At 67.1% G+C, this 20989-nt stretch carries 21 protein-coding genes; 9 read left to right on the top strand and 12 right to left on the bottom strand.

The window, feature by feature from the left end; genetic code table 11:
- The first annotated feature begins 63 nt into the window (after nucleotides 1-63).
- The 7 genes from CG471_RS01875 to CG471_RS01845 all read left to right on the top strand — a co-directional run bounded on the left by CG471_RS01875 (nucleotide 64) and on the right by CG471_RS01845 (nucleotide 6654).
- Entirely contained in the window at nucleotides 64-900 is an 837-nt protein-coding gene (locus CG471_RS01875; protein ID WP_099230194.1) for an alpha/beta fold hydrolase, read from the top strand.
- Nucleotides 901-922: 22 nt separating this feature from the next.
- The gene (locus CG471_RS01870; protein WP_099230192.1) at nucleotides 923-1183 is read left to right on the top strand and encodes a XapX domain-containing protein; all 261 of its coding nucleotides are present in this window, start codon (nucleotides 923-925) and stop codon (nucleotides 1181-1183) included.
- Nucleotides 1184-1263: 80 nt separating this feature from the next.
- A complete protein-coding gene (locus CG471_RS01865; protein ID WP_099230190.1) occupies nucleotides 1264-3108 on the top strand; it encodes an amidohydrolase in 1845 nt (614 codons plus the stop codon).
- A 135-nt stretch (nucleotides 3109-3243) separates the two neighbouring features.
- Nucleotides 3244-4134: a VOC family protein gene (locus CG471_RS01860; protein ID WP_099230188.1), complete on the top strand. Its 891-nt coding sequence runs from the start codon at nucleotides 3244-3246 to the stop codon at nucleotides 4132-4134.
- A complete protein-coding gene (locus CG471_RS01855) occupies nucleotides 4135-4563 on the top strand; it encodes a DoxX family protein (RefSeq protein WP_099230186.1) in 429 nt (142 codons plus the stop codon).
- The gene (locus CG471_RS01850) at nucleotides 4556-5932 is read left to right on the top strand and encodes an alginate export family protein (protein WP_099230184.1); all 1377 of its coding nucleotides are present in this window, start codon (nucleotides 4556-4558) and stop codon (nucleotides 5930-5932) included. Before CG471_RS01855 ends, CG471_RS01850 begins: the two co-directional genes overlap by 8 nt.
- Nucleotides 5933-5952: 20 nt before the next feature.
- Nucleotides 5953-6654: a YoaK family protein gene (locus CG471_RS01845; protein WP_099230182.1), complete on the top strand. Its 702-nt coding sequence runs from the start codon at nucleotides 5953-5955 to the stop codon at nucleotides 6652-6654.
- Between the two features lie 3 nt (nucleotides 6655-6657).
- On the opposite strand, the gene CG471_RS01840 is transcribed toward CG471_RS01845, so the two are convergent.
- Nucleotides 6658-7233 carry a TMEM175 family protein gene (locus CG471_RS01840; protein ID WP_099230180.1) on the bottom strand — a complete coding sequence of 192 codons (576 nt, stop codon included), beginning with the start codon at nucleotides 7231-7233 and terminating at the stop codon, nucleotides 6658-6660.
- Entirely contained in the window at nucleotides 7230-7805 is a 576-nt protein-coding gene (locus CG471_RS01835) for a helix-turn-helix domain-containing protein (RefSeq protein WP_099230178.1), read from the bottom strand. Before CG471_RS01835 ends, CG471_RS01840 begins: the two co-directional genes overlap by 4 nt.
- A 75-nt stretch (nucleotides 7806-7880) precedes the next feature.
- On the opposite strand from CG471_RS01835, the gene CG471_RS01830 reads away from it, so the two are divergent.
- Nucleotides 7881-10880 carry a sensor histidine kinase gene (locus CG471_RS01830; protein WP_099230176.1) on the top strand — a complete coding sequence of 1000 codons (3000 nt, stop codon included), beginning with the start codon at nucleotides 7881-7883 and terminating at the stop codon, nucleotides 10878-10880.
- A gap of 3 nt (nucleotides 10881-10883) precedes the next feature.
- Here the strand turns inward: CG471_RS01830 and CG471_RS01825 are convergent, their stop codons facing one another.
- The gene (locus CG471_RS01825; RefSeq protein ID WP_099230174.1) at nucleotides 10884-12047 is read right to left on the bottom strand and encodes an MFS transporter; all 1164 of its coding nucleotides are present in this window, start codon (nucleotides 12045-12047) and stop codon (nucleotides 10884-10886) included.
- Between the two features lie 13 nt (nucleotides 12048-12060).
- Nucleotides 12061-13095 (bottom strand): aldo/keto reductase, encoded by a 1035-nt coding sequence (locus CG471_RS01820; protein ID WP_099230207.1) that lies wholly within the window; start codon nucleotides 13093-13095, stop codon nucleotides 12061-12063.
- Between the two features lie 88 nt (nucleotides 13096-13183).
- Here CG471_RS01820 and CG471_RS01815 point away from each other — a divergent pair, with 88 nt between their 5' ends.
- A complete protein-coding gene (locus CG471_RS01815; RefSeq protein ID WP_099230172.1) occupies nucleotides 13184-14107 on the top strand; it encodes a LysR family transcriptional regulator in 924 nt (307 codons plus the stop codon).
- A 12-nt stretch (nucleotides 14108-14119) separates the two neighbouring features.
- Here the strand turns inward: CG471_RS01815 and speD are convergent, their stop codons facing one another.
- The 8 genes from speD to CG471_RS01780 are packed head-to-tail and all read right to left on the bottom strand — an operon-like array spanning nucleotide 14120 to nucleotide 20973.
- Nucleotides 14120-14476 carry an adenosylmethionine decarboxylase gene (gene speD, locus CG471_RS01810; protein ID WP_257211392.1) on the bottom strand — a complete coding sequence of 119 codons (357 nt, stop codon included), beginning with the start codon at nucleotides 14474-14476 and terminating at the stop codon, nucleotides 14120-14122.
- On the bottom strand, nucleotides 14473-16086 hold the full coding sequence (locus CG471_RS01805) for an NAD(P)/FAD-dependent oxidoreductase (RefSeq protein WP_099230168.1): 1614 nt from the start codon (nucleotides 16084-16086) through the stop codon (nucleotides 14473-14475). The genes speD and CG471_RS01805 overlap by 4 nt, the downstream gene beginning before the upstream one ends.
- Complete coding sequence (locus CG471_RS01800) at nucleotides 16076-17614, bottom strand: polyamine aminopropyltransferase (protein ID WP_099230166.1); 1539 nt, start codon at nucleotides 17612-17614, stop codon at nucleotides 16076-16078. Before CG471_RS01800 ends, CG471_RS01805 begins: the two co-directional genes overlap by 11 nt.
- Nucleotides 17607-17819 (bottom strand): DUF350 domain-containing protein, encoded by a 213-nt coding sequence (locus tag CG471_RS01795; protein ID WP_004212540.1) that lies wholly within the window; start codon nucleotides 17817-17819, stop codon nucleotides 17607-17609. Before CG471_RS01795 ends, CG471_RS01800 begins: the two co-directional genes overlap by 8 nt.
- A 9-nt stretch (nucleotides 17820-17828) precedes the next feature.
- Nucleotides 17829-17975 carry a hypothetical protein gene (locus tag CG471_RS30475; RefSeq protein ID WP_004212539.1) on the bottom strand — a complete coding sequence of 49 codons (147 nt, stop codon included), beginning with the start codon at nucleotides 17973-17975 and terminating at the stop codon, nucleotides 17829-17831.
- The gene (locus CG471_RS01790; RefSeq protein WP_180275592.1) at nucleotides 17972-19315 is read right to left on the bottom strand and encodes a DUF4178 domain-containing protein; all 1344 of its coding nucleotides are present in this window, start codon (nucleotides 19313-19315) and stop codon (nucleotides 17972-17974) included. The genes CG471_RS30475 and CG471_RS01790 overlap by 4 nt, the downstream gene beginning before the upstream one ends.
- Nucleotides 19305-19976, bottom strand: coding sequence for a DUF4178 domain-containing protein (locus CG471_RS01785; RefSeq protein ID WP_099230164.1), 672 nt, complete (start codon nucleotides 19974-19976; stop codon nucleotides 19305-19307). The genes CG471_RS01790 and CG471_RS01785 overlap by 11 nt, the downstream gene beginning before the upstream one ends.
- Nucleotides 19977-19983: 7 nt before the next feature.
- Complete coding sequence (locus CG471_RS01780) at nucleotides 19984-20973, bottom strand: SPFH domain-containing protein (protein ID WP_099230162.1); 990 nt, start codon at nucleotides 20971-20973, stop codon at nucleotides 19984-19986.
- Between the last annotated feature and the right edge of the window lie 16 nt (nucleotides 20974-20989).

Genomic DNA, 20989 nt, shown 5'->3' with positions numbered 1-20989 from the left:
CTCCCCATGCACCGCCGGTTCCTTCCCCTTTCCCCTCTCCCCACCCGAGCAAAGGAAATCCCCATGAGCTTCGTGACCACGGACGACGGCGTCGACATCTTCTTCAAGGACTGGGGTCCAAAGGATGCCCAGCCCATCATGTTCCACCATGGCTGGCCGCTCTCGTCGGACGACTGGGACGCGCAGATGCTGTTCTTCCTGTCGAAGGGCTATCGCGTCGTCGCCCATGACCGTCGCGGCCATGGCCGCTCGGCCCAGGTGAGCGAAGGCCATGACATGGCCCATTATGCCGCCGACGCAGCCGCCGTCGCCCGCCATCTCGACCTCAGGAACGCCATCCATATCGGTCATTCGACCGGCGGCGGCGAAGTGGCCGCCTATGTCGCCCGCCATGGCCTGCCCGAAGGCCGCGTGGCCAAGGCCGTACTGGTCAGCGCCGTGCCGCCGATCATGCTGAAGACCGACCGTTATCCCGGCGGCCTGCCCATGGACGTGTTCGACGGGCTGCGCGCCGGCCTTGCCGCCAACCGTGCGCAATTCTTCCACGATGTCGCCGCCGGTCCCTTCTATGGCTTCAACCGCGACGGCGCGGACGTGAAGCCGGCCGTCATCGACAATTGGTGGCGCCAGGGCATGATGGGCAGCGCCAAGGCCCATTATGAAGGCATCAAGGCCTTCTCCGAAACCGACCAGACCGACGATCTGACCGCGATCACCGTGCCGACCCTGGTGCTGCATGGCGACGATGACCAGGTCGTGCCCTACAAGAATGCCGGCGTACTGCAGGCGCAGATCCTGCCGAATGCGACCTTCAAGATTTACGAGGGCTATTCGCACGGCATGCTGACGGTGAATGCCGACGTGCTGAACGCCGACATCCTCGCCTTCATTCAGGCCTGATCGCAGACGCAGGAGACCGGCGATGAAAGTCTATCTTCTCTCCCTCGGCGCCGGTCTCCTGGTCGGCATCGTCTATTCGCTGCTGGGGGTGCGCTCGCCCGCGCCCCCTGTAGTGGCCCTGATCGGCCTGCTGGGCATATTGGTCGGCGAACAGATCGTGCCGATCGCCAGGCGCTGGGCTGATGCCCATGAACTGACCCGCTTCGTGCGCAACGAATGCCACGACCATGTACTGGGCACGCTCCCGAACAACCAGGCCGACAATCAAAAGGGCGACGCGTGATTACCCGCCGCGACGCCATGGCCGGGGTGGCCGCCTCCGCCCTTCTCTCCCCCTTTCCTGCTCAAGCCAAGGACCGTCCCATGACCGACACGATCATCGCCAATGCCAAGGTGACGACGCTGGACCGCGAAAATCCGGTGGCGCAGGCGGTCGCGATCCGCGACGGCAAGTTCCTGGCCGTGGGCAGCGAAGCCGAAGTCCGTGCCGCGGCCCCCAACGCCACCGTGATCGACGCGAAGGGGCATCGCCTGATCCCTGGCCTGATCGATAGCCATATGCACATCATTCGCGGTGGCCTGAATTTCAACATGGAACTGCGCTGGGACGGCGTGCCGACGCTGGCCGAGGCGATGGATATGCTGAAGGCGCAGGTCGCCCGCACGCCCGCCCCGCAATGGGTGCGCGTGGTCGGCGGCTTCACCGAACATCAGTTCGCAGAAAAGCGCCTGCCGACCATCGCCGAACTGAACGCCGTCGCGCCCGACACGCCGGTCTTCATCCTGCACCTCTATGACCGCGCGCTGCTCAACGCCGCCGCGCTGCGTGTCGTGGGCTATACCAAGGACACGCCCAATCCGCCGGGCGGCGAGATCGTTCGCGATGCGGCCGGCAACCCGACCGGCCTGCTGCTGGCCCAGCCCAATGCGACCATCCTCTATTCGACGCTGGCCAAGGGGCCGAAGCTGCCGCAGGATTATCAGCTCAATTCCACCCGCCATTTCATGCGCGACGTCAACGCGCTGGGCGTGACCGGCGTGATCGACGCCGGCGGTGGTTTCCAGAATTATCCCGACGATTACGAGATCATCGAGAAGCTGCATCAGGACGATCAACTGACCGTCCGCATCAGCTATAATCTCTTCACCCAGAAGCCCAAGGAAGAGCTGGCCGACTTCTCCGGCTGGGTGAAGCAGGTGACGCCGGGCCAGGGCGACGACAGCTATCGCCACAATGGCGCGGGCGAGATGCTGGTCTATTCGGCGGCAGATTTCGAGGATTTCCGTCAGCCCCGGCCGGACATGGCGCCCAGCATGGAGGGCGACCTCGAACCCGTCATCCGCCTGCTGGCCGAGCATCGCTGGCCCTGGCGCCTACACGCCACCTATGACGAGACGATCGGCCGCGCGCTCGACGTCTATGAGAAGGTGAACCGGGATATCCCGCTGACCGGCATCAACTGGTTCTTCGACCATGCCGAAACCATCAGCGACCGCAATATCGACCGGATCGCGGCGCTGGGCGGCGGCATCGCCGTGCAGCATCGCATGGCCTATCAGGGCGAATATTTCGTCGAGCGCTATGGCGCCAAGGCGGCCGAGCGTACCCCGCCGATCGCCCGCATGATCGCGGCGGGCATTCCCGTGGGCGCTGGTACCGACGCCACCCGCGTCGCCAGCTACAATCCCTGGGTATCGCTGAGCTGGCTCGTCACCGGCCGCACGGTGGGCGGCTTCGCGCTCTATCGCGGCGACAATCGCGTCAGCCGGGAAAAGGCGCTGGCGATGTGGACACATGAGAACACATGGTTCTCCAACGAGATCGGCAAGAAGGGGCAGATCAAGGCCGGGCAACTGGCCGACCTCGCCTTGCTGTCGGCCGACTATTTTGCGGTGCCGGAGGATCAGATCGTCCATATCCGATCGGTCCTGACCTTGCTGGGCGGCAAGGTGGTCCATGGCGAGGGTGATTATGCCCCGCTCGCGCCCGCCCTGCCAAAGCCGATGCCCGACTGGTCGCCGGTCGCCACCTTCGGCGGCTATCACAAGACCCGTGAAGCCCGCGCACAACTGGCGTCGGCCTGTGGCTGCCATTCGGCCTGTGGCGTCCATGGCCATGACCATGCCGCGGCGCTGGGCGCCGATGTGCCGGCCGCCGATGTCCAGACCTTCTGGGGATCGCTGGGCTGTGGCTGCTGGGCCGTCTGACGATAACCGCAAATCATTGTCATTCCCGCGCAAGCGGGAATCCATCTCGCAACCAAGCCCGACGGCGCAACGCCCGGAGATGGATCCCCGCCTTCGCGGGGATGACGAGAAAGACTTCCTGCCTGGAGATAGTCCATGAAGCGCTTCGCCTTCCTATTCGCCGCCGCCGTCCTGATGCCTATGCCGGTCGCCATCGCAAAGCCCGCCGCCAGCGCCGATTATGCGGTCGGCCCGCAATATGACACGACCCATGTCTATGTGCCCGAAGGCCAGTTCGACGCCTTCGTCACCAGCTTCGTCGCGACCTTCGGCGGCAAGACGTCGAAGCAGGGCGAGTTCCAGGTGACGCCGACGCCCAGCCTGACCAAGTCCCAGCTGGCGCTGACCCCGGCCGGCACCGTCTCCGTCTTCGGCTTCAAGACGCCGGTCCCCTATCCCTTCGGCGATGAGCGGACCGGCTATCTGGTGAGCGACATGGACGGTGCCGTCGCCTCGGCACTGAAGCATGGCGCCGTGCGCCGCATCACCACCTTCCCCGATCCCATCGGCCGCGACGTGGTGGTGCAATGGGCCGGCGGCGTGAACATGCAGCTTTACTGGCACACCGCCAAGCCCAGCTATCCCGCGCTGACCACCGTGCCCGAAAACCGCATCTACCTGACCGCCGACGTCGCCGACCGGTTCATCAGGGGCTGGACCGGCTTTGCCCATGGTAGGATCGTCTCCGACGATCGCGCCGCCAAGGGGGAGGAAATCGGCCAGCCCGGCAAGACGATCCGCCGCGTCGCGATCGACAGCGGCTATGGCAAGATGACCGTCTTCGTCTCGGACGGCCAACTCCCGTGGCCCTATGGCCGCGACATGACCGGTTATGAAGTCGCCGACATGGACGCCACGCTGGCCAAGGCGAAAGCCGCCGGCGTCGAAACATTGGTCGCGCCGCAGAGCGTCGCCGGTCGCCAGAGCGCGATCCTGCGCTTCCCCGGCGGCCATATCGCCGAAGTTCATGCGCCCGAGGCGAAGTAAATGCGCACCGACCGCGATCCCCGCTTCGTTGACGCGATCCTCGACTGGAAGCCAACCTGGTTCATCGCCCGGCTGCTGCTGGTCGGCGCCTATCTGCTGGGCGGCATCGTCAAGCTGACGGACTGGCCGGCGGCGGTTGCCGAGCAGGCGCATTTCGGCATGAACCCGCCAGCGCTCTGGGCCGCGCTCACCGTCGCGATCGAACTGATCGGGCCGATCCTGATCCTGACCGGCCGCATGGCATGGCTGGGTGCGGGGATGCTGGGCGTCTTCACCCTGCTGGCCGCCTTCACCGCCAACGCCTTCTGGACGATGCCGATGGGGCAGGAGCGGTTCATGGCCACCAATGCCTTTTTCGAGCATCTGGGCCTGATCGGCGGCTTCATCCTGGCGGCGCTGGTCGCCGAACAGGCGCAGCGCCGTGTGTAAAAAATCAGTCTGCCTTGCCCTCTCGCTCTGCGCTTGCCCGCCGCTGGCCGCGCAGACGCGGGAGGCCTGGCAGGCGCCGACCCTGTCGATCACCCGCTATGACGAGGATTGGTCGGATCTGGCGGACGCTCAAAAGCGCAACCATCACTGGACGGGGCAGTTCAAATATATCCCGCTGGGCGCCGATGTCTGGCTGTCCACCGGCGTCGAGCTACGGCTGCGCAACGAAAATTATGCCAATAATCTCTGGGGCGGCGCCGATGCGCCCGACGACAGCTATTTATGGGCGCGCGCCATGCCCTATGCCGACCTGCATCTCGGCGCGCCGGACCGGCTCCATGCCCGCGCCTTTGTCCAGCCGATCATCAGCTATGCGGTCGGCGTTGCGCCCTCGGCCAGCCCGATCGACCAGAGCCGGCTCGACCTGCTCCAGGGCTTTGCCGAAGTCGGCGCCGGCCCCCTCACCCTGCGCGCCGGGCGCCAGATGGTTTCGCTCGGCACCGAAAGGCTGGTCGGCACCCGCTATGGCCCCAACACCCCGCTGGCCTTCGACGGCGTGCGCGGCAGCCTGTCCCTGGGCGACGGCCGCGCGCTCGACCTGTTCCTGCTCAATCCGGTGCAGCCCGGCCCCGCCAGTTTCGACGATCGCACGTCCGACACCCGCAAACTTTGGGGCGCCTATGCGACGCTGCCGGAGCTCGACCTCTATTATCTGGGCTATCGCAACCGCGCCGCGCGCTTCGGCGGGCTGGCCGGCCGGGAGGAGCGCCACAGCCTAGGCCTTCGTTCGCATGGCGTACGGGGCGACTGGCACTGGAATGTCGAGGGCGTCTATCAGTTCGGCCATCATGAAGGGCAGCGGATTTCCGCCTGGACGATCGGCACCGAAGTCGGTCGCACGCTTTCCGGCCTGCCGCTGTCGCCCGACGCCACCTTGCGCTTCAACATCGTGAGCGGCGATCGTGACAGCGAAGATGACAGGCTCGGCACGTTCAACGCGCTCTTCCCCAAGGGCAAATATTTCGGCGAACTCTCGCCCGTCGGGCCGACCAACATCGTCAGCCTCAATCCCCGGATCAGCGCGCCGCTGGGCGGCGGATTTTCCGCCAGCGTCGCCGGCATGGCCTATTGGCGATATGCCCGCCATGACGGCGTCTACGACATTCCCGGCAACCTGATCCGTGGCCCCGGCGACAGCCGCGCCCGCTTCATCGGCAAGGAGGTGGAGGCAACGCTGGCCTGGCAGGCGACGGCAGAGCTGGAACTGTCAACTTCGCTGTCCTTCTTCGCGCCGGGCGTCTTCATCCGTGAGACCGGCCCGGCCCAGACCATCGCCATGACCGGCCTTGAAGCCAATTTCCGTTTCTAGATCCAGTGAGGAGCATCATCATGCCGCCAGCGTCCCAAAGCGCATCCCCCCTGCCCGGCCTGCTGTTGCTGCTGTCGGCGACCACCGGCCTGGTCGACGCGGTCAGCGTGCTGGGCCTGGGCAAGGTGTTCACCGCCAACATGACCGGCAATGTCGTGTTCCTGGGCTTCGCCGCGGCACAGACGCCGGGCTTCAGGGTGGCGCCCTATCTGGTCGCGCTGCTGACCTTCTTCATCGGCGCGCTGATCGCCGGCCGGGTCGGCCAGGGCTTCGGCAAACGCCCGCTGCGCCACTGGCTGACGGTCGCCGCGCTGATCGAGGCGGCATTGCTGTGGATCGCCGCGATCGTCGCGCTGAACTTCCATGTGCCCACGCTCCAGCCCGCCGCTGGCCTGTTCGCGATCATCGCGCTGACCGCCATCGCCATGGGCTTTCGCAACGCCACCATCCGGCAGTTGAAGGTGCCCGACCTTACCACCACCGTGCTGACCCTGACCGTCACTGGCATTGCGGCGGATTCCAGCCTGGCGGGCGGCGCCAATCCCAATCTCGCCCGGCGTATCGCGGCGATCGTCGCCATCTTCGCGGGCGCGGCCGCCGGCGCGCTGATGGTGGTGCATATGGGGCTGGCGCTGCCGCTGCTGGTATCGGGCGCGATCGTGCTGGCCGGCACCCTGCTCTGCGTCCGCCACCCGGCGGCCGCCCTGCCCCACGGGGGCTGAAGATCAGGGCAGCACGACCCGCGCGAACCGCCGGTCGGGCACGAACCAGAGCGCTACGACCAGCACATAGAGCGCGACCGCCAGCCAGCGGCTGACGAAGCTCAGGGGAATAGCCGCGCCATAGATGGCCAGCGTTCCCCACCCCTTCCAGTCCATGCCGAGCGCGCGGGCGAGCCTGGAGCCTGCGCCATTGCAGGCGATGATCGCCCGTTCGGTCAGGAAATAGCCGATCGCCGCCGCACCCAGCACCATGCCATAGGCCGCCGTCGCTCCGGTCGACCAGGCGCTCTCGTCCAGCCAGCGGATGACGAACGGGACCAGGCTGAGCCAAAAGAGCAGGAAGAGATTGGCCCACAGCACCCGCCCGTCGATGCGCGGGTTGAGCTGGAACAGATGATGGTGATTGTTCCAGTAGAGGCCGACATTCACGAAGCTGAGCAGATAGGCGATCAGCAGCGGCAGACATTGCGCAAGATCCGCGAGCGATCCGCCGCGCGGCACCTTCAGTTCCAGCACCATGATGGTGATGATGATCGCGATCACCCCGTCGGTGAACGCCTCCAGCCTTTTGCTGTTCATGCCTGTGCCGCCAATGGCGATCCCTGCCAGGTCCGGCGCCAGGACAGCGGCGTGGTGCCCACCAGCCGCTTGAACAGCCGGGTCAGATGCGCCTGGTCGGTCAGGCCGCAGGCGCTGGCGATGTCCGACAGGCTGTGGCCGGTTTCCAGCATCAGCCGCTGTGCCCGTCGGACGCGCTGGCGGATGACATAGGCATGGGGCGTTTCGCCCATGCTGGCCTTGAACGCGCGGCAGAAATGACCGGGGCTCAGGCTCGCCACCAGCGCCAGTTCCTCCGTCACCAGCGTGCGGCCGAGCCGCGCCTCGACATAGGCGGTCACCTTGCGCAATTGCCAGCCGGCCAGCCCGCCGGTCGACGGCGGGCAATGGCTGTCGGGACGCCGGGCCAGCATGGCGGCGCCGTCGTCCGCGTCCGTGCCCTGCCGCAGCAGGTCGCGCAGTTGATCGAGGCACAGCTCCGCCCGGTTGGGGTCGCGATGCAGCAGCGTCTGCGCCCGCGTCAGCAGGTCCAGAAGCTGCGCGGCATCGAACCGGTTCGGCGGGCTGGGGTTGGGACTGGAGATATCCGACATGGCAGGAATGATGCGGCTGCGTCACGATTTCCCAAAGCCCGGATGGAGGGGGCGAGCGCCCCTCTAACGGGGGGCTTGTATCGCATCGGCTCGCAGCGCTACGGCTATCGGCTCCTCCCGCCCCAAGGCCCCCATGTCGCGACCGAGCAGAAGATCATGAAGCGCCGGGCGATCATCACGGCGATCGCGGCCATGCTGCTGGCCCAGCCGGGGCAGGCGCTGGACCCGAGCCAGTCGATCAGCCAGTTGCGCCACAGCCGCTGGACGCTGAAGGACGGAGCGCCGGGCAATGTCCGTGCGCTGGCGCAGGGCAAGGACGGCTATCTGTGGCTGGGATCTTCGACCGGCCTCTACCGCTTTGACGGCATCCGGTTCGAGCGCATGCTGGCCGATCGCGACGACCCGCGCCGATCCTTGCAGGTCACCGCCCTGCTGGCGGCGCGCAATGGCGACATCTGGGTCGGCCATGATTTCGGCGGCATCGCCCTCTTTCGCGACGGCCATCTGCGCGATGCCAATCCCTGGCCGGCACAGGGCGGCGTCGCCGGCATCGTGGAGGCGCGCGACGGATCAATCTGGGTCGCGGCGGAAGCGCGCGGCAAGATGCTGCTGTCGCGTTACCAAAATGGCCGCTGGCGCCGCTTTGGCGCGCAGCAAGGCGTGACCGACGGCATGATGGGGCCGATGCTGGCCGCGTCGGACGGCAGCCTCTACCTCGCCTTGCCGCCGCACCTGCTGCGGCTGGCGCCCGGTGCCGCGCGCTTCACCCCGCTGGCAATGCTGGTCGCCCCCTTCGCCGCGCTGGACGAGGACAAAGCGGGCCGGATCTGGCTGGCGGACGACAGCGGCATCCGGCCGATTTCCGGCGGGCAGGCCACGGCCCGGCTCGATCCCGTCAACACCCCCTATGTCACCCGCCATATCCATGTCGATCGCCAGGGCACGGCCTGGATCACCGGCCAGAATGGTGGCCTCGCACGGCTTCCTGCAGGCGGCGACAAGGTCGAGGTCGCGGCCGGGCACATGCCGCTGTCGCTCGCCGCACTGGAGGACCGGGAAGGCAATATCTGGGTCGGCACCGAGACCGGGGTGGAACGCTATGCCGCCGCCAGCCTGGTCGGCGCGGGCGAGGAGGCGCTGGTGACCGGCTTCGTCGCGCCGCCGCGATCGGCCCATATCTTCTATGCCGGTATCGGCGGCGTCTATCGCGTCGGACCGGACCAGCGGCAGCCCCGGCTGATCTTCCCGCGCGCCGACATTGGCGTGCTGTGCGGCGACGACCGGCAATTGCTGGCGATCAGCCTGGAAGGCGCCTTCTTGCTCGACCTGGACGACCGCGGCGATGTCCGCCGCACGACGCCGGTCGAAGGGCCGCTGTCGGTCAGTTGCGCGCGCGACGATCGCGGACAGTTCTGGACCGGGATGGACCGGCTCTACCGGCTGGACGGCGGGCGGCTGGTGCCGGCGAGCGGCGCGGCGGGGCAGCCGGGCGGCACCATCACCCTGTTGCGCGCCGATGCGCATGGCGGCCTGATCGCCGGGCGCAGCCGGCGCGGGCTGCTGCGCATTCGCGATGGCGAGGAGACGGCGCTGCTGCCCGCCGGGACCAGCCCGATCGGATCGATCCTGACCCTGCGGGCCGATGGCGACCAGTGGCTGATCGGCGGGATGAAGGGGCTGGCGCGCCTGGAGGGCGGCCGGTTGCAGTCATTGGGCGAACGCACCCATCCCTATCTGGCCGGGATTACCGGCATCGCCCGCACCGCCGATGGCTGGACCTGGATCAACGGCGCGACCGGTATCGTGCGGATGCGCAGCGATGCGCTGGACAAGGGCTTTGCCCGGCCCGATCGCCCCATCCCCTATCAGCGGGTCGGCCAGGAAGCCGATTATCGGGCGCGATCCAACCTGTTCGAGGCGAACGACATCGCCCTCGATCGCGACGGCCAGCTCTGGTTCGCCACCGATCAGGGCCTGGCCTGGAGCGATCCCGCCCGGCTGGCCCGCAATGGCGTGCCGCCGCCCGTGGCGATCCGGTCGCTGCGGGTCGATGGCAAGGCCTATCCGCTGGCCGCGGGCAGCATCCCCCTGCCCGCCCATAGCGGCCGGGTGCAGATCGACTATAGCGCCCTCAGCCTGACCGATGCGGCGCAGAACCGTTTCCGCTATCGGCTGGAGGGCAGCGGCACCGGCTGGTTCGATGCCGGCACGGAGCGGCAGGCGCTCTATACCAATCTGGCGCCGGGCCAATATCGCTTCCTTGTGATCGCGGCGAACAATGACGGGGTGTGGAACAGGCAGGGCGCCGCGCTCGCGTTCGAGATCGCCCCGGCCTTCTACCAGACGCGCTGGTTCCGCATCCTGTGCATCAGCCTGATCCTGCTGGCCGGCTGGCTGCTCTATCGTCGGCGCCTGCATGTCGTGACCGAACGGGCGCGCAGCCGGGTCGAGGCACAGCTGACAGAGCGCGAACGGATCGCGCGGGAACTGCACGACACGCTGTTGCAGGGGTTCCAGGGGCTGATGCTGCGCTTCCAGGCGGTGGTCGAACTGCTGCCGCGCGGCGAACGCGCCCGCGCCGAACTCGAAGGCGCGCTCGACCGGGCCGAGGATGTGCTGGTCGACAGTCGCGAGCGGGTCCATTCGCTGCGACAGGAATTGCAACCGGTGGCGATGGCGGTGCGTCTGCGCGCGCTGCTGGACGAGATGGTCGGCGACCGGCTGGACTGGCGCGTCGAGGAGGCCGGCACCGCGCGGCTGGTCTGCGCCCCGGTCGCCGACGAGATGATGCGGATCGCGCGGGAGGCGATCAGCAACAGCCTGCGCCATGCGGCCGCGCAGACCATCATCGTCGAACTGCATCATGGCACCGACCGGCTGTCGCTGGCGATCATCGATGATGGCATCGGCCTGTCCGCAGCGGTGCTGGCGGCCGGATCGCGCGAAGGCCATTATGGCATGATCGGCATGCGCGAACGGGCGCAACGGATGGATGGCGCGGTGGAGATCATCTCCACCACCAGGACCGGCACGACCATCCGCGTGACCGTGCCGGCCCGTGTCGCCTATCTGTGAGCGTCAGGCGGTGGCGGCACGCGGTGCGCCGTTGCGGCGGCTGAGCAGCAGCGCAATCAGCCCGAGGCTGGACGCGGCGGCCCCGGCGATCGCGACGAACGGCAGGTTGAGGCCGGCAGCAATCACGGCGCCGCCCAATGCCGCACCGATCGCATTGCCCAGGTTAAAGGCGCCGATGTTCATCGACGACGCGAGATTGGGCGCGTCGGCCGCGGCGCTCATCACCCGCACCTGCAGCGGCGGCACCAGCGCGAAGCTGGCAATCCCCCACAGGAAGATCAGCACCGCCGTCGGCCCGGCAAAGGGCATGGCAAAGGCAAATGCGATAAGGATCGCCGTCAGCGCAGCGAGCGTCACGATCAGCGTCCTGTCCACCGACCGGTCGGCAAAGCGCCCGCCCAGCCAGTTGCCGATGGTGAGGCCCACGCCATAGAGGACCAGCATCGCCGTCACGAAGCCGATCGAGCCATGGGTCTGATCGCGCAGGATCGGCGTGATATAGGTGAAGACGGTGAACATCGCGCTGGCGCCGACCACGGTGAGGCCGAGCGCGGCGAGCACCGGCCCGCGCATCAGCACGCGCAGTTCGGACCGTGCATCGCCCTCGGTCGGGGCCGGCATGTCGGGCAGGGTCAGGCGCAATGCCGCGATGGTGAGGACGCCCAGCGCCGCGATGCCCCAGAAGGCAGCACGCCATCCCATGACTTCCCCCGCCCAGGTTGCCAGCGGCACGCCGACGACATTGGCGATGGTCAGCCCCATGAACATGGCGGCGACCGCGCCCGCCTGCCGCTGGGGCGGGACCAGGCTGGCGGCGACGATCGATCCGACGCCGAAGAAGGCGCCATGGTTGAGCGAGGTGATGATGCGCGCGAACAGCAGCATCGCATAGCTGGTGGAGAGCGCCGCGATCAGATTGCCGATGGTGAAGATGGCGGCGAGGCCGATCAGCAGGGTACGGCGCGGCAAGCGGCCGGTGGTCAGCGTCATCAGCGGCGCGCCCAGCATCACACCGATCGCATAGGCGCTGATGAGCAGGCCGGCGGCGGGGATGGAGACGCCAAGGTCGGTGGCGATGACGGGCAACAGGCCCATCGGCGCAAATTCGGTGACGCCGATGCCAAAGGCACCGGCCGCCAGCGCGAGCAGCGGTGGATTGATCTTCATGATGCTCCTCCCGTCAGACAAGCGGCGGGTTCAGCCGAGCGAAACCGGCCTGTTGATGATAGGGGGCGTGGGGATAGGCCGGCATCTGGTAGCTGGCCCGGTCGAGCCGGGCGACCTGATCGGCGGTCAGCGACCAGCCGACCGCACCCAAATTCTGACGCAACTGTTCCTCATTGCGGGCGCCGATGATGACCGACGACACAGTCGGCCGCTGCAACAGCCAGTTGAGCGCGACCTGCGGCACCGTCTTGCCGGTTTCCGCCGCAATCTCGTCCAGCGCGTCGACCACGCGATAGAGATGCTCCTCCTCCACCGGCGGCGCGAAGGCGGCGGTCTGGTGCAGGCGGCTGCCCTCCGGGATCGGGCTGCTGCGCCGGATCTTGCCGGTCAGGCGGGCCCAGCCGAGCGGGCTCCACACCAGTGCACCCACGCCCTGGTCGGCGGCGAGCGGCATCAGGTCGGCCTCATAGGCGCGGCCGATCAGCGAATAATAGACCTGGTGTGCGACGAAGCGCGGCCAGCCATGGCGATCCGCCACATCCAGCGCCTTCATCAGCTGCCAGCCGGGATAGTTGGACACGCCGACATGGCGCAGCTTGCCGGCGCGGACCAGCCCGTCGAGCGTCGCCAGCAATTCCTCGACCGGGGTCGAGGCGTCGAAGGCGTGAAGTTGCAGCAGGTCGATATGATCGGTGCCAAGGCGCCGGAGCGCGGCTTCAATGCCGCCGATCAGCCGGTCGCGCGACACGCCCCAGTCATTGGGGCCATCGCCGGTCGGCAGGCCGAGCTTGGTCGAGATCAATAGCTGATCGCGCCGCCCCCTGATCGCCGCGCCCAGCACTTCTTCGGACGCGCCGTTCGAATAGACATCGGCGGTGTCGAACAGGGTGATACCGGCGTCGAGGCAGATGTCGAGCAGACGGCGGGCCTCCTGCGCGTCGCTATGGCCCCAGGCGCCGAACAGGGGGCCAGAGCCGCCGAAGGTGCCGGTGCCGAAACTGAGCGCCGGCACGCGCAGGCCCGACGCCCCCAATTGCCGATATTCCATCATCATCCCTTTCCATTCCGTGATGGACGCATAAATGGAAGGCAGGACTTCCCGCGTTTAGAGGGTCGCAAGGCGAAGGATCTTTGCAATGGATGAAAAGATACCCTTTCATGCCGATCGAGCACGGGCGCTGGAAACCTTCGCCGCCGTGGTCGCAGAGGGCAGTTTTTCGGCCGCGGGGCGATTGCTGGGCCTCACCCCCTCCGCCGTCAGCCGCGCGGTCGACCGGATCGAGGATCGGCTGGGGGTGCGGCTATTGCTGCGCTCCACCCGCGCGCTGACGCTGACGGCGGAGGGGCAGGCCTATCTGGCCAGCGCGCGCCGCATCCTGGCCGATCTGGACGAGGCGGAACAGACGATCGCCGATCGCGGCGCGCCGCGCGGGCGGCTGCGGGTCAGCGCCGCCCATTCCCATGGCCGGCTGTGCATCGTGCCGTTGCTCGGCGAATTTGCGCAGCTCTATCCGCATATATTGGTCGACATCAGCCTGAGCGACCGGCTGGTCGATATCGCCGGCGGGCAAGCGGATGTCGCGATTCGCTTCGGGCCGCTGGCCGACAGTCCGCTGACCGCCCGCAAGCTGGGCGAGAATGGCCGCGTCATCGTCGCCTCCCCCGCCTATCTCGCCCGGCATGGCACGCCGGTCGTGCCGGAGGATCTGCACGATCATAACTGCCTGAACTTCAATTTTCGCCGCGCCGAACCGGTCTGGCCCTTCCGCAAGGACGGGCGCGACTATGCATTGAGCGTGCGCGGCACGATCGAGGCGAATAATGGCGAAACGCTGGGGCAGCTGGCAGCCGATGGCGTCGGCATCACACGGGTCGGCCGGTTCAGCGTCCAGCCCGAACTGGCGTCGGGCGATCTGGTGCCATTATTGGAAGACTATAATCCCGGCGATATCGAGACGATCCATGCCGTGTTCCTGGGCGGCACCAATGTGCCGGCACGGCTGCGCGTGTTCGTGGACTTCTTGGCGGAACGGCTGACGCGACCTGCATCGGCGGCCTGAGCCGGGCGGCGCCTATATATCCCCGCGGCGGACCAGTTGCCGGCTAATCCGGGTCGGTGCCAGATGGCGGCAGAGCGCGTCCAGTGCTGCGGCCGGATCATGGCGCGCGCCGCACAGGAAGATGTCGACCGCCGCATAGCCATGTTCGGGCCAACTATGGATCGACATATGGGATTCGGCCAGCAGCGCGACGCCGGTGACGCCCTGACCTTCGCCGAAATGATGGAGATGCAGGCCGATCACCGTCGCGCCCGCGCTGTCCGCAGCCGCGCGCAGGGCGGTTTCGACCAGCGCCACATCGTCGAGCACGGGACAGCCATAAAGATCCGCCAGCAGATGCCGGCCATCATAGGTCATGGGCGGTTTCACAGCAAAGTCTCATGCGCATGGCCGATCGCGGACAGCGCCGCCTCGGCGGCGGCCATGCCCTGATAATGGGCTTCCTCGAACAGCGACAGACCGCTGAGGTCGGAATGGGCGCGGAAGAAGGGAGGCAAAATCGCGGCGCGTTGCGCCGGCGCAACCTGCCAGAGGAAGCCGGGCGTCGGCCGGATCATGGCATGGCCCCATTTCCACAGGTCGATCGAGCCGATCGCGCCATCAAGGTCGGGGTTCATGGCCAGCAGGTCGTCACGCACCAGCCGCCGCCAGTCGGCATCGGATCGCTCGACCAGCAGGCGGCGGGCGTTGGCGGGCGGCATGTCGGACAGCGCCATATACCAGGTCAGGACCGTCGGCCCTTCGCGCGAGGCGTTCTGATGCGTGGCGACGACATAGCCGAGCGAAGCGCTGCTGGCGGAAACATTGTCCCAGGCGACCCCGCTGCCCTTCCCCGCCGGCGCGCGATCGACGGTGACATTGGCGATCAGCCAGGGCGCATAGCTGTGGGCGGCGTCAGCCTGCTCGCCCAACAGGCGGCTGGCGATGAAGTGCGGCATGGCGAGGATGACGGCATCGGCGCGGTAGCGGATGCTGGTCCCGCGCGCGGCATCGAAGACATCGACCGTTGCGCCGCCGGCATCGTCAGGGCGGGCGCGAAAGGCGATCTGGCCGGTCAGGACGCGGTCGCCCAGCCGATCGGCGATCAGTCGGGTGAGGCGGCCATTGCCTTCGGGCCAGGTCAGTTCATTGTCGCCCGTGCCATCGGCGGTGAAGCCGCGCCGGCTGGCGAAATAATGGATGCCGGCCCAGGCCGACACCTCCGCCGGTTCGGTGCCATAGTCATCGCGGCAGGCGTAGCGGACATGGGCGCGCAACACCGGCGAGGTCCAGCCCTGCCGATCGAGCCACTGCGCAAAGCTGATCCGGTCGAGCGCGACCAGGTCGGCATCCTGCGCGCTATAGGCGATGGGAATGGCAAAGGCGGGCCGCCCCTGCGCATCCCGGCGGCGGGAGAAATCGGCCATGGCCCGGTCGAAGGCGGCAAGATCGGCCCTGTCCTTCGCCGACAGGCCGGTTTTCGGCACCAGCCCCTCCTGCCATTTGCCCTGCCACAGCAGGCGTTCCTGCAAGTCGGCACAAAGCTGCAGCGGATCATAGACCGGTCTGCCGTCCCGATCGCCGACGATCATGCCGAGCTGCCGCAGCATATGGCGCAGGCCGCACGCTTCCTGATTGGGGATGGGGAGATAATGGGCGCCCAGCGGATAGGCGGACACGGCGTTGCGGCCGCCACGCGCATTGCCGCCGGGCTGCCGCTCCAGTTCGATCAGGCGGAAATCATCATAGCCCGCCTCGTGCAGGCGCCAGCCGGCGGTCAGGCCGGCAACGCCGCCACCTGCGATCAGGATGGGCACATGCGCCTCCCGCTCCGGTTCGGGAAAGGCCCCGTCGCGCAGCCGGTGGCCAAGCGTCATATCGGCGCCGCCGCTGCTGCCCGAAGTCGAGGTTTCACAGCCGGGCAGAGCCAAAGCAGTAGCCGCCGCCATGCCGCCCTTGAGCACGGCGCGCCTGTTCTGGACTATGGGATCAGCCTTCATAGCGCGCCCATTCCTCGGCGAAGCTGCGCACCAGCGCCTGATTGTCGAGCCGGTTCACCGGCACCGGGCGGCGCGCCATGTCGGGTGGGAAGACCAGCGCCTGCCGTGCGGTCGCGTCCGACAGGAAACGGTTGTCCGGCAGCAGTCGCGTCGTCGCCCCCGGATCGGCCAGCCCGGCAAGGATGAAGCCCCATTCGCCGAAACTGGGCACATAGACATGATAGGGGCGTGTGTGGAAACCGGCCGCTTCCAGCGTCTGCGCCACGGTCCAGAAGGCGGCGGGCGCGACCAGCGGCGATGTGCTCTGGATCACCGCCATGCCGCCGGGCGCGAGATGCGGCCGCAGCATGCGGTAGAAGGTCTCGGTATAGAGCTTGCCGACCGAGAAATCGACCGGATCGGGAAAGTCGACGATGATGACGTCGAACCGTGCCCTGGTCTCGCGCACCCAGCGGAAGGCGTCGGCATTGACGACGTGCATGCGCTTGTCGGTGAGCGCGCCGCCGTTGAGTGAGCGCAGCAGCCCGGTCTGGCCGAACAGGCGGGTCATGGCCGGATCGAGATCGACCAGCGTGACGCTGCGCACCTGGGGATGGCGGAACACCTCGCGCGCGGCGAGGCCATCGCCGCCGCCCAGGATCAGCACATGTTCGGGCCGTGCCACCCGCCCCATCGCCGGATGCACCAGCGCCTCATGATAGCGATATTCGTCGCGCGAGGAGAATTGCAGATTGCCGTTGAGATAGAGGCGGATGTCGTCGTCATGCCGGGTCAGCACCAGCCGCTGATAGGGGCTGGAGGTGGCGTAGATCACGCGCTCCCCATAGGCCGCGATTTCCGACCAGCGCTGGATGCGATCGGCGAGCAGGAAACCGGCAATCAGGCTGGCCATCACCAGCAACGCCAGGATGCGCTCGCGCATCAGGCTGGCCCGCGCGGGGACCAGCAGCAGCAGGAGCAGCGCGACGCCGACATTGAGCAGGCCGAACATCAGGCCGGTGCGGATCAGCCCCAGATGCGGCACCAGCAGCAGCGGAAAGAGCAGCGATGCCGCCAGCGCCCCGACATAGTCGAAGGTCAGGACGTTCGACACCGTCTCGCTGAAGTCGAAACGGTCGCGCAGGATACGCATCAGCAGCGGGATTTCGAGGCCGACGAGGAAACCGATGACGAAGACGAGGCCGTATAGGATCGGCCGGAACTGTTCGACCAGCGGGAAGAGCAGGAACAGGCCGGCGGCCGACCAGCCACCCAGCAAAGCGACCAATATCTCCACCCGGATGAACAGCCGCAGTTCGTCGCGCTTCACATAGCGCGAGCACCAACTGCCCACGCCCATGGCGAACAAATAGGTGCCGATGACGGTCGAAAATTGCGTAACGCTGTCGCCCAGCAGATAGCTGGCGATGGTGCCTGCGAGCAGTTCGTAGATCAGGCCGCAGGTCGCAACCGCGAACACGCTGGCCAGCAACAGCCCGACCAGCGCGGTGCGCTTGCGCTCCGTCGGGGCAGAAGGCGTGTCAGCCATGAATGGCGGCGGCAACGATGATCCCGAGCGCAATGGCGATAGCGCCCGCAAACTGGGCGACGGCGAGATTCTGCTTGTCGCGTATCTCCTCCCACAGCTTGCCCGGCGTCAGCAGGTCGAGAATGACGAAGCCGACGACGAAGACCAGGATGCCGACCCCGGCATAGACGAGCGAATTGAGCAATGTCGGCAGCGAGATGAGCATCGACGTCTCCTATTTATGCGTGGGACCATAAGCGCGATAGGCGCCAGCCGTGCGGCCGCCATCGGCGAAGGGGGAATAGCCCTGCGATGCGGCCGCGAGATAGAGGCCAAGCACGCCAAGGCACCAGAGGGCGTAAAGAAAGCTGCTGCGGCTCATGGCGATTGCATCCCTTGCAGCCAGTCGTCGGCATCGGCCGGCGACCCATCCTTCTGTGCCAGCCGCGCATTTTCGAACAGGATGTGCAGCACCAGCATCAAGAGCGGCGGAACCAGGATCATCAGCACCGCCAGCCAGAAGTTGGAAGCGAAGCGCGCGCCGCGCGCCACGGTGAGGACAATCTCGACCGGCGGCAGTCCTTCGGCCTTGTAGGTTCCGCTCGATGGATCGAAGGCAAAATTGCCGGTGCCGCCCCAATGATGCGCCTGCGCTTCTACCACCAGATCATAGGTGCCGGCCGGCAGACTGGCGACCTTCAGCGTCTGCGCCCGCGCGCCTTCCGACCAATAGCCGTCGGAATCCCGCCCCGAATAATGTTCGTTGAGCGCATAGGCATCATAGCTGTCCTGAGTCTTGCGATCGACGAAGGCGACATCGACATCGACCCAGCCCTGTTCGACGCCGGGCGTTTCCACCTCGACCGTCATCGCCTGTCGTCCGAGCGGCAACTGGATCGGGCCAAATGTCTGCGACACGGCCGGGCCATCGGGGATCGCCGACAGGCTGAAGCCCTGGGGCTGCGCAGTCCAGCCGAACAGAGACACCAGCACCAGCAGCGCCACAAAGGACAGAGCGGCGATCGGCCACCAGCCCTTGATCCGCCGGGCGTAAGGCGATGGCTGATGCGCAAGCGGCGTCATCCCCGGCAGCCAGGCCGGCGGCGGCGCGACATCGAAAGCGGCACCGATTTCCTGTCCGGTCAGCAATTCGCTGATCGTCCAGTTCTTCTCCCGGTCGTCCTGTTCCAGGCTCAGCATGAAGCCGGGGCGGACATAATCGGTGGCGCGCACCGACTCCCCCACCTTGACCCGCCAGTAGAATTCGCCCGCCACCCGCGTCACCCGCGCAGTACTGCCGCTGTAGAAGGGACTGAAGCGGCGGCGTCCGACGATCAGGTCGCCACCGTCACGCTGCGGCGTGGCGGTCAGCATGGTGCCAAGGCTCCAATGACCGTTCTGCGCGATCAGCCAGCGATAGCCGGTATAGGGGTTGAACAGCAGATATTCGTCCCAGGCCGCCCAGCCATCGGTCCGTTGCAGCCAGCCGATCGCTTCCCACTCCACGCCGCGCAACATGCCGCGCGTGCCGAGCGGAATGGCGAGCGATGCCTGCACCTCATGATAGCGGGTGATGATCCGCGCATCTGGATTGGTCGCATCGATCAGCGTGCCGCAATATTCGCAGGCGAGCGTCACCGTATAGCCGGCCGCGCGCATGGCGATCGTCCCGCCGCAGGCCGGGCAGGACAGGGTGCGGACGCTGGCGTCGTCAGGCAACATCGGCAGGCAGGCTCCAGCCCGGCAGCGCGCGCAGCTTGCGCGGTTGCAGCGACGCCAGCGTCACATGATGGCCGACATAGAGGGACGGGCCGTGCCGATCCTTCTGGAAGGATGCGCAGCGCCCGTCGCGGTTGCGGAAATCGGCGCTCAACGCTTCCCAGCCGGCCGGCGCGGTGAAGGGCAGTTCGCCCTCGCAGCCGATGCAGCGCACGGTACGGATATCGGCGACCTCATAGCTGTGCCCGGCAATATTGCCGCTCTCGCCCGGCATGACCGGCGTGTCGTTCATCAGGCGGCGGATCATCTGCGCCAGCGATCCGGCCAGTTCCACCTCGCGCAGCGCCATGAACTGGCCCATCGCCTCGCCCAGCCAGCCATGGCTGCCGTCGGCCAGCAGCATCAGCCATTCGTTCCAGGCGCCATCGTCCCAGGCCCAACGGACCCGGCCGATGATGGAAAAGGACTGGTCGAAACACTGGCCTTCGGTGCCGATCTGGATCGGGCTGATGTCGAAGGGCAGGACCGCCGCCTCCCCCATCGCGCCCGCACTCTGGCTGTAGCGCACGACCAGCGTGCGACAATAGTCGCACACCCGGACGGGCAGCGCCGGCGAGCGGAAGACGACCTCCGCGCCGCATGTGGGACAGGCAAGGAATTGCATCGACGGCTTAGCGAATGCGGCCCAGCAGTTCCGCCTTCTTGCTGTCGAACTCGGCCTGGGTAAGCGCCCCCATTTCCAGCAGCTTGTGCAGCCTTTCGATCAGGGCGAAGGGGTCTTCGGCGGGCGCTGCGGGCGCGCTTGCCGCGCTGCCCATCGCGCCGGCCATGGCCTGGCCTATGGCAAGGCCGGCCGCCGCGCCTGCGCCGACGCCGGCAACGCCGCCCGACTGCGCCGCCGCGGTCTCTATCGCCTCGGCCGCCTGGAACTTGGCATAGCGGTCGAGATCGCCCAGCACGCGCATCGAACTGGCCTTGTCGAGATGCTTCTGCACCTCTTCGGGCAGCGACAGGCTTTCGACGAAGAAGCTTTCGACCGACAGGCCCCATTGCGCAAAGGCCGGAGCGACCGCGGCCTTGAGCGCATCGGACAGCGCGCTCTGGCTGGCGGCCAGGTCAAGGAAGGCGGTGCCGCCGCCTGCCACGCCGGTCGCCAGTGCGGTCTGGATCGCGGCGCGAAGCTGGGGCTCGACGTCGGCCACCTTCACCTCGCCCAGCGTCCCCATAATACGCGCGGCAAAGGGGGCGATTTCCTTGATACGGAAACTGTAGCTGCCAAAGGCGCGGACGCGCAGCGGCCCCAGTTCGGGGTCGCGCAGCGTCACTGGCTGCGCGGTTCCCCATTTGAGGCCAATCTGCTCCTTTTCGGAAAAGAAATGGACATCGGACTTGAAGGGCGACTTGAACCCTTTGTCCCAATTCATGATCGCCGTCAGCAGCGGCAGGGTCGATGTGTCGAGCGTGTAGAGGCCGGGGCCGAACATGTCGGCGATGCGCCCTTCGTTGAAGAAGGCGGCGATCTGCCCCTCTCGCACCGTCAGTTGCGCGCCATTCTGGATTTCCCGATCGGCCAGCGGAACCCGCCAGCCAAGCTGGCCCGGTTCCTCCACCCAGTCGATGACGTCCACGAACTGCTTCGAGAGAAAATCCAATATTCCCATGACACTCCCCTGCACC

The sequence above is a fragment of the Sphingobium sp. IP1 genome (assembly GCF_002708645.1).
GTDB classification, from domain to species: Bacteria; Pseudomonadota; Alphaproteobacteria; order Sphingomonadales; family Sphingomonadaceae; genus Sphingobium; species Sphingobium yanoikuyae.
This window is presented reverse-complemented; position numbering and strand designations above follow the sequence as displayed.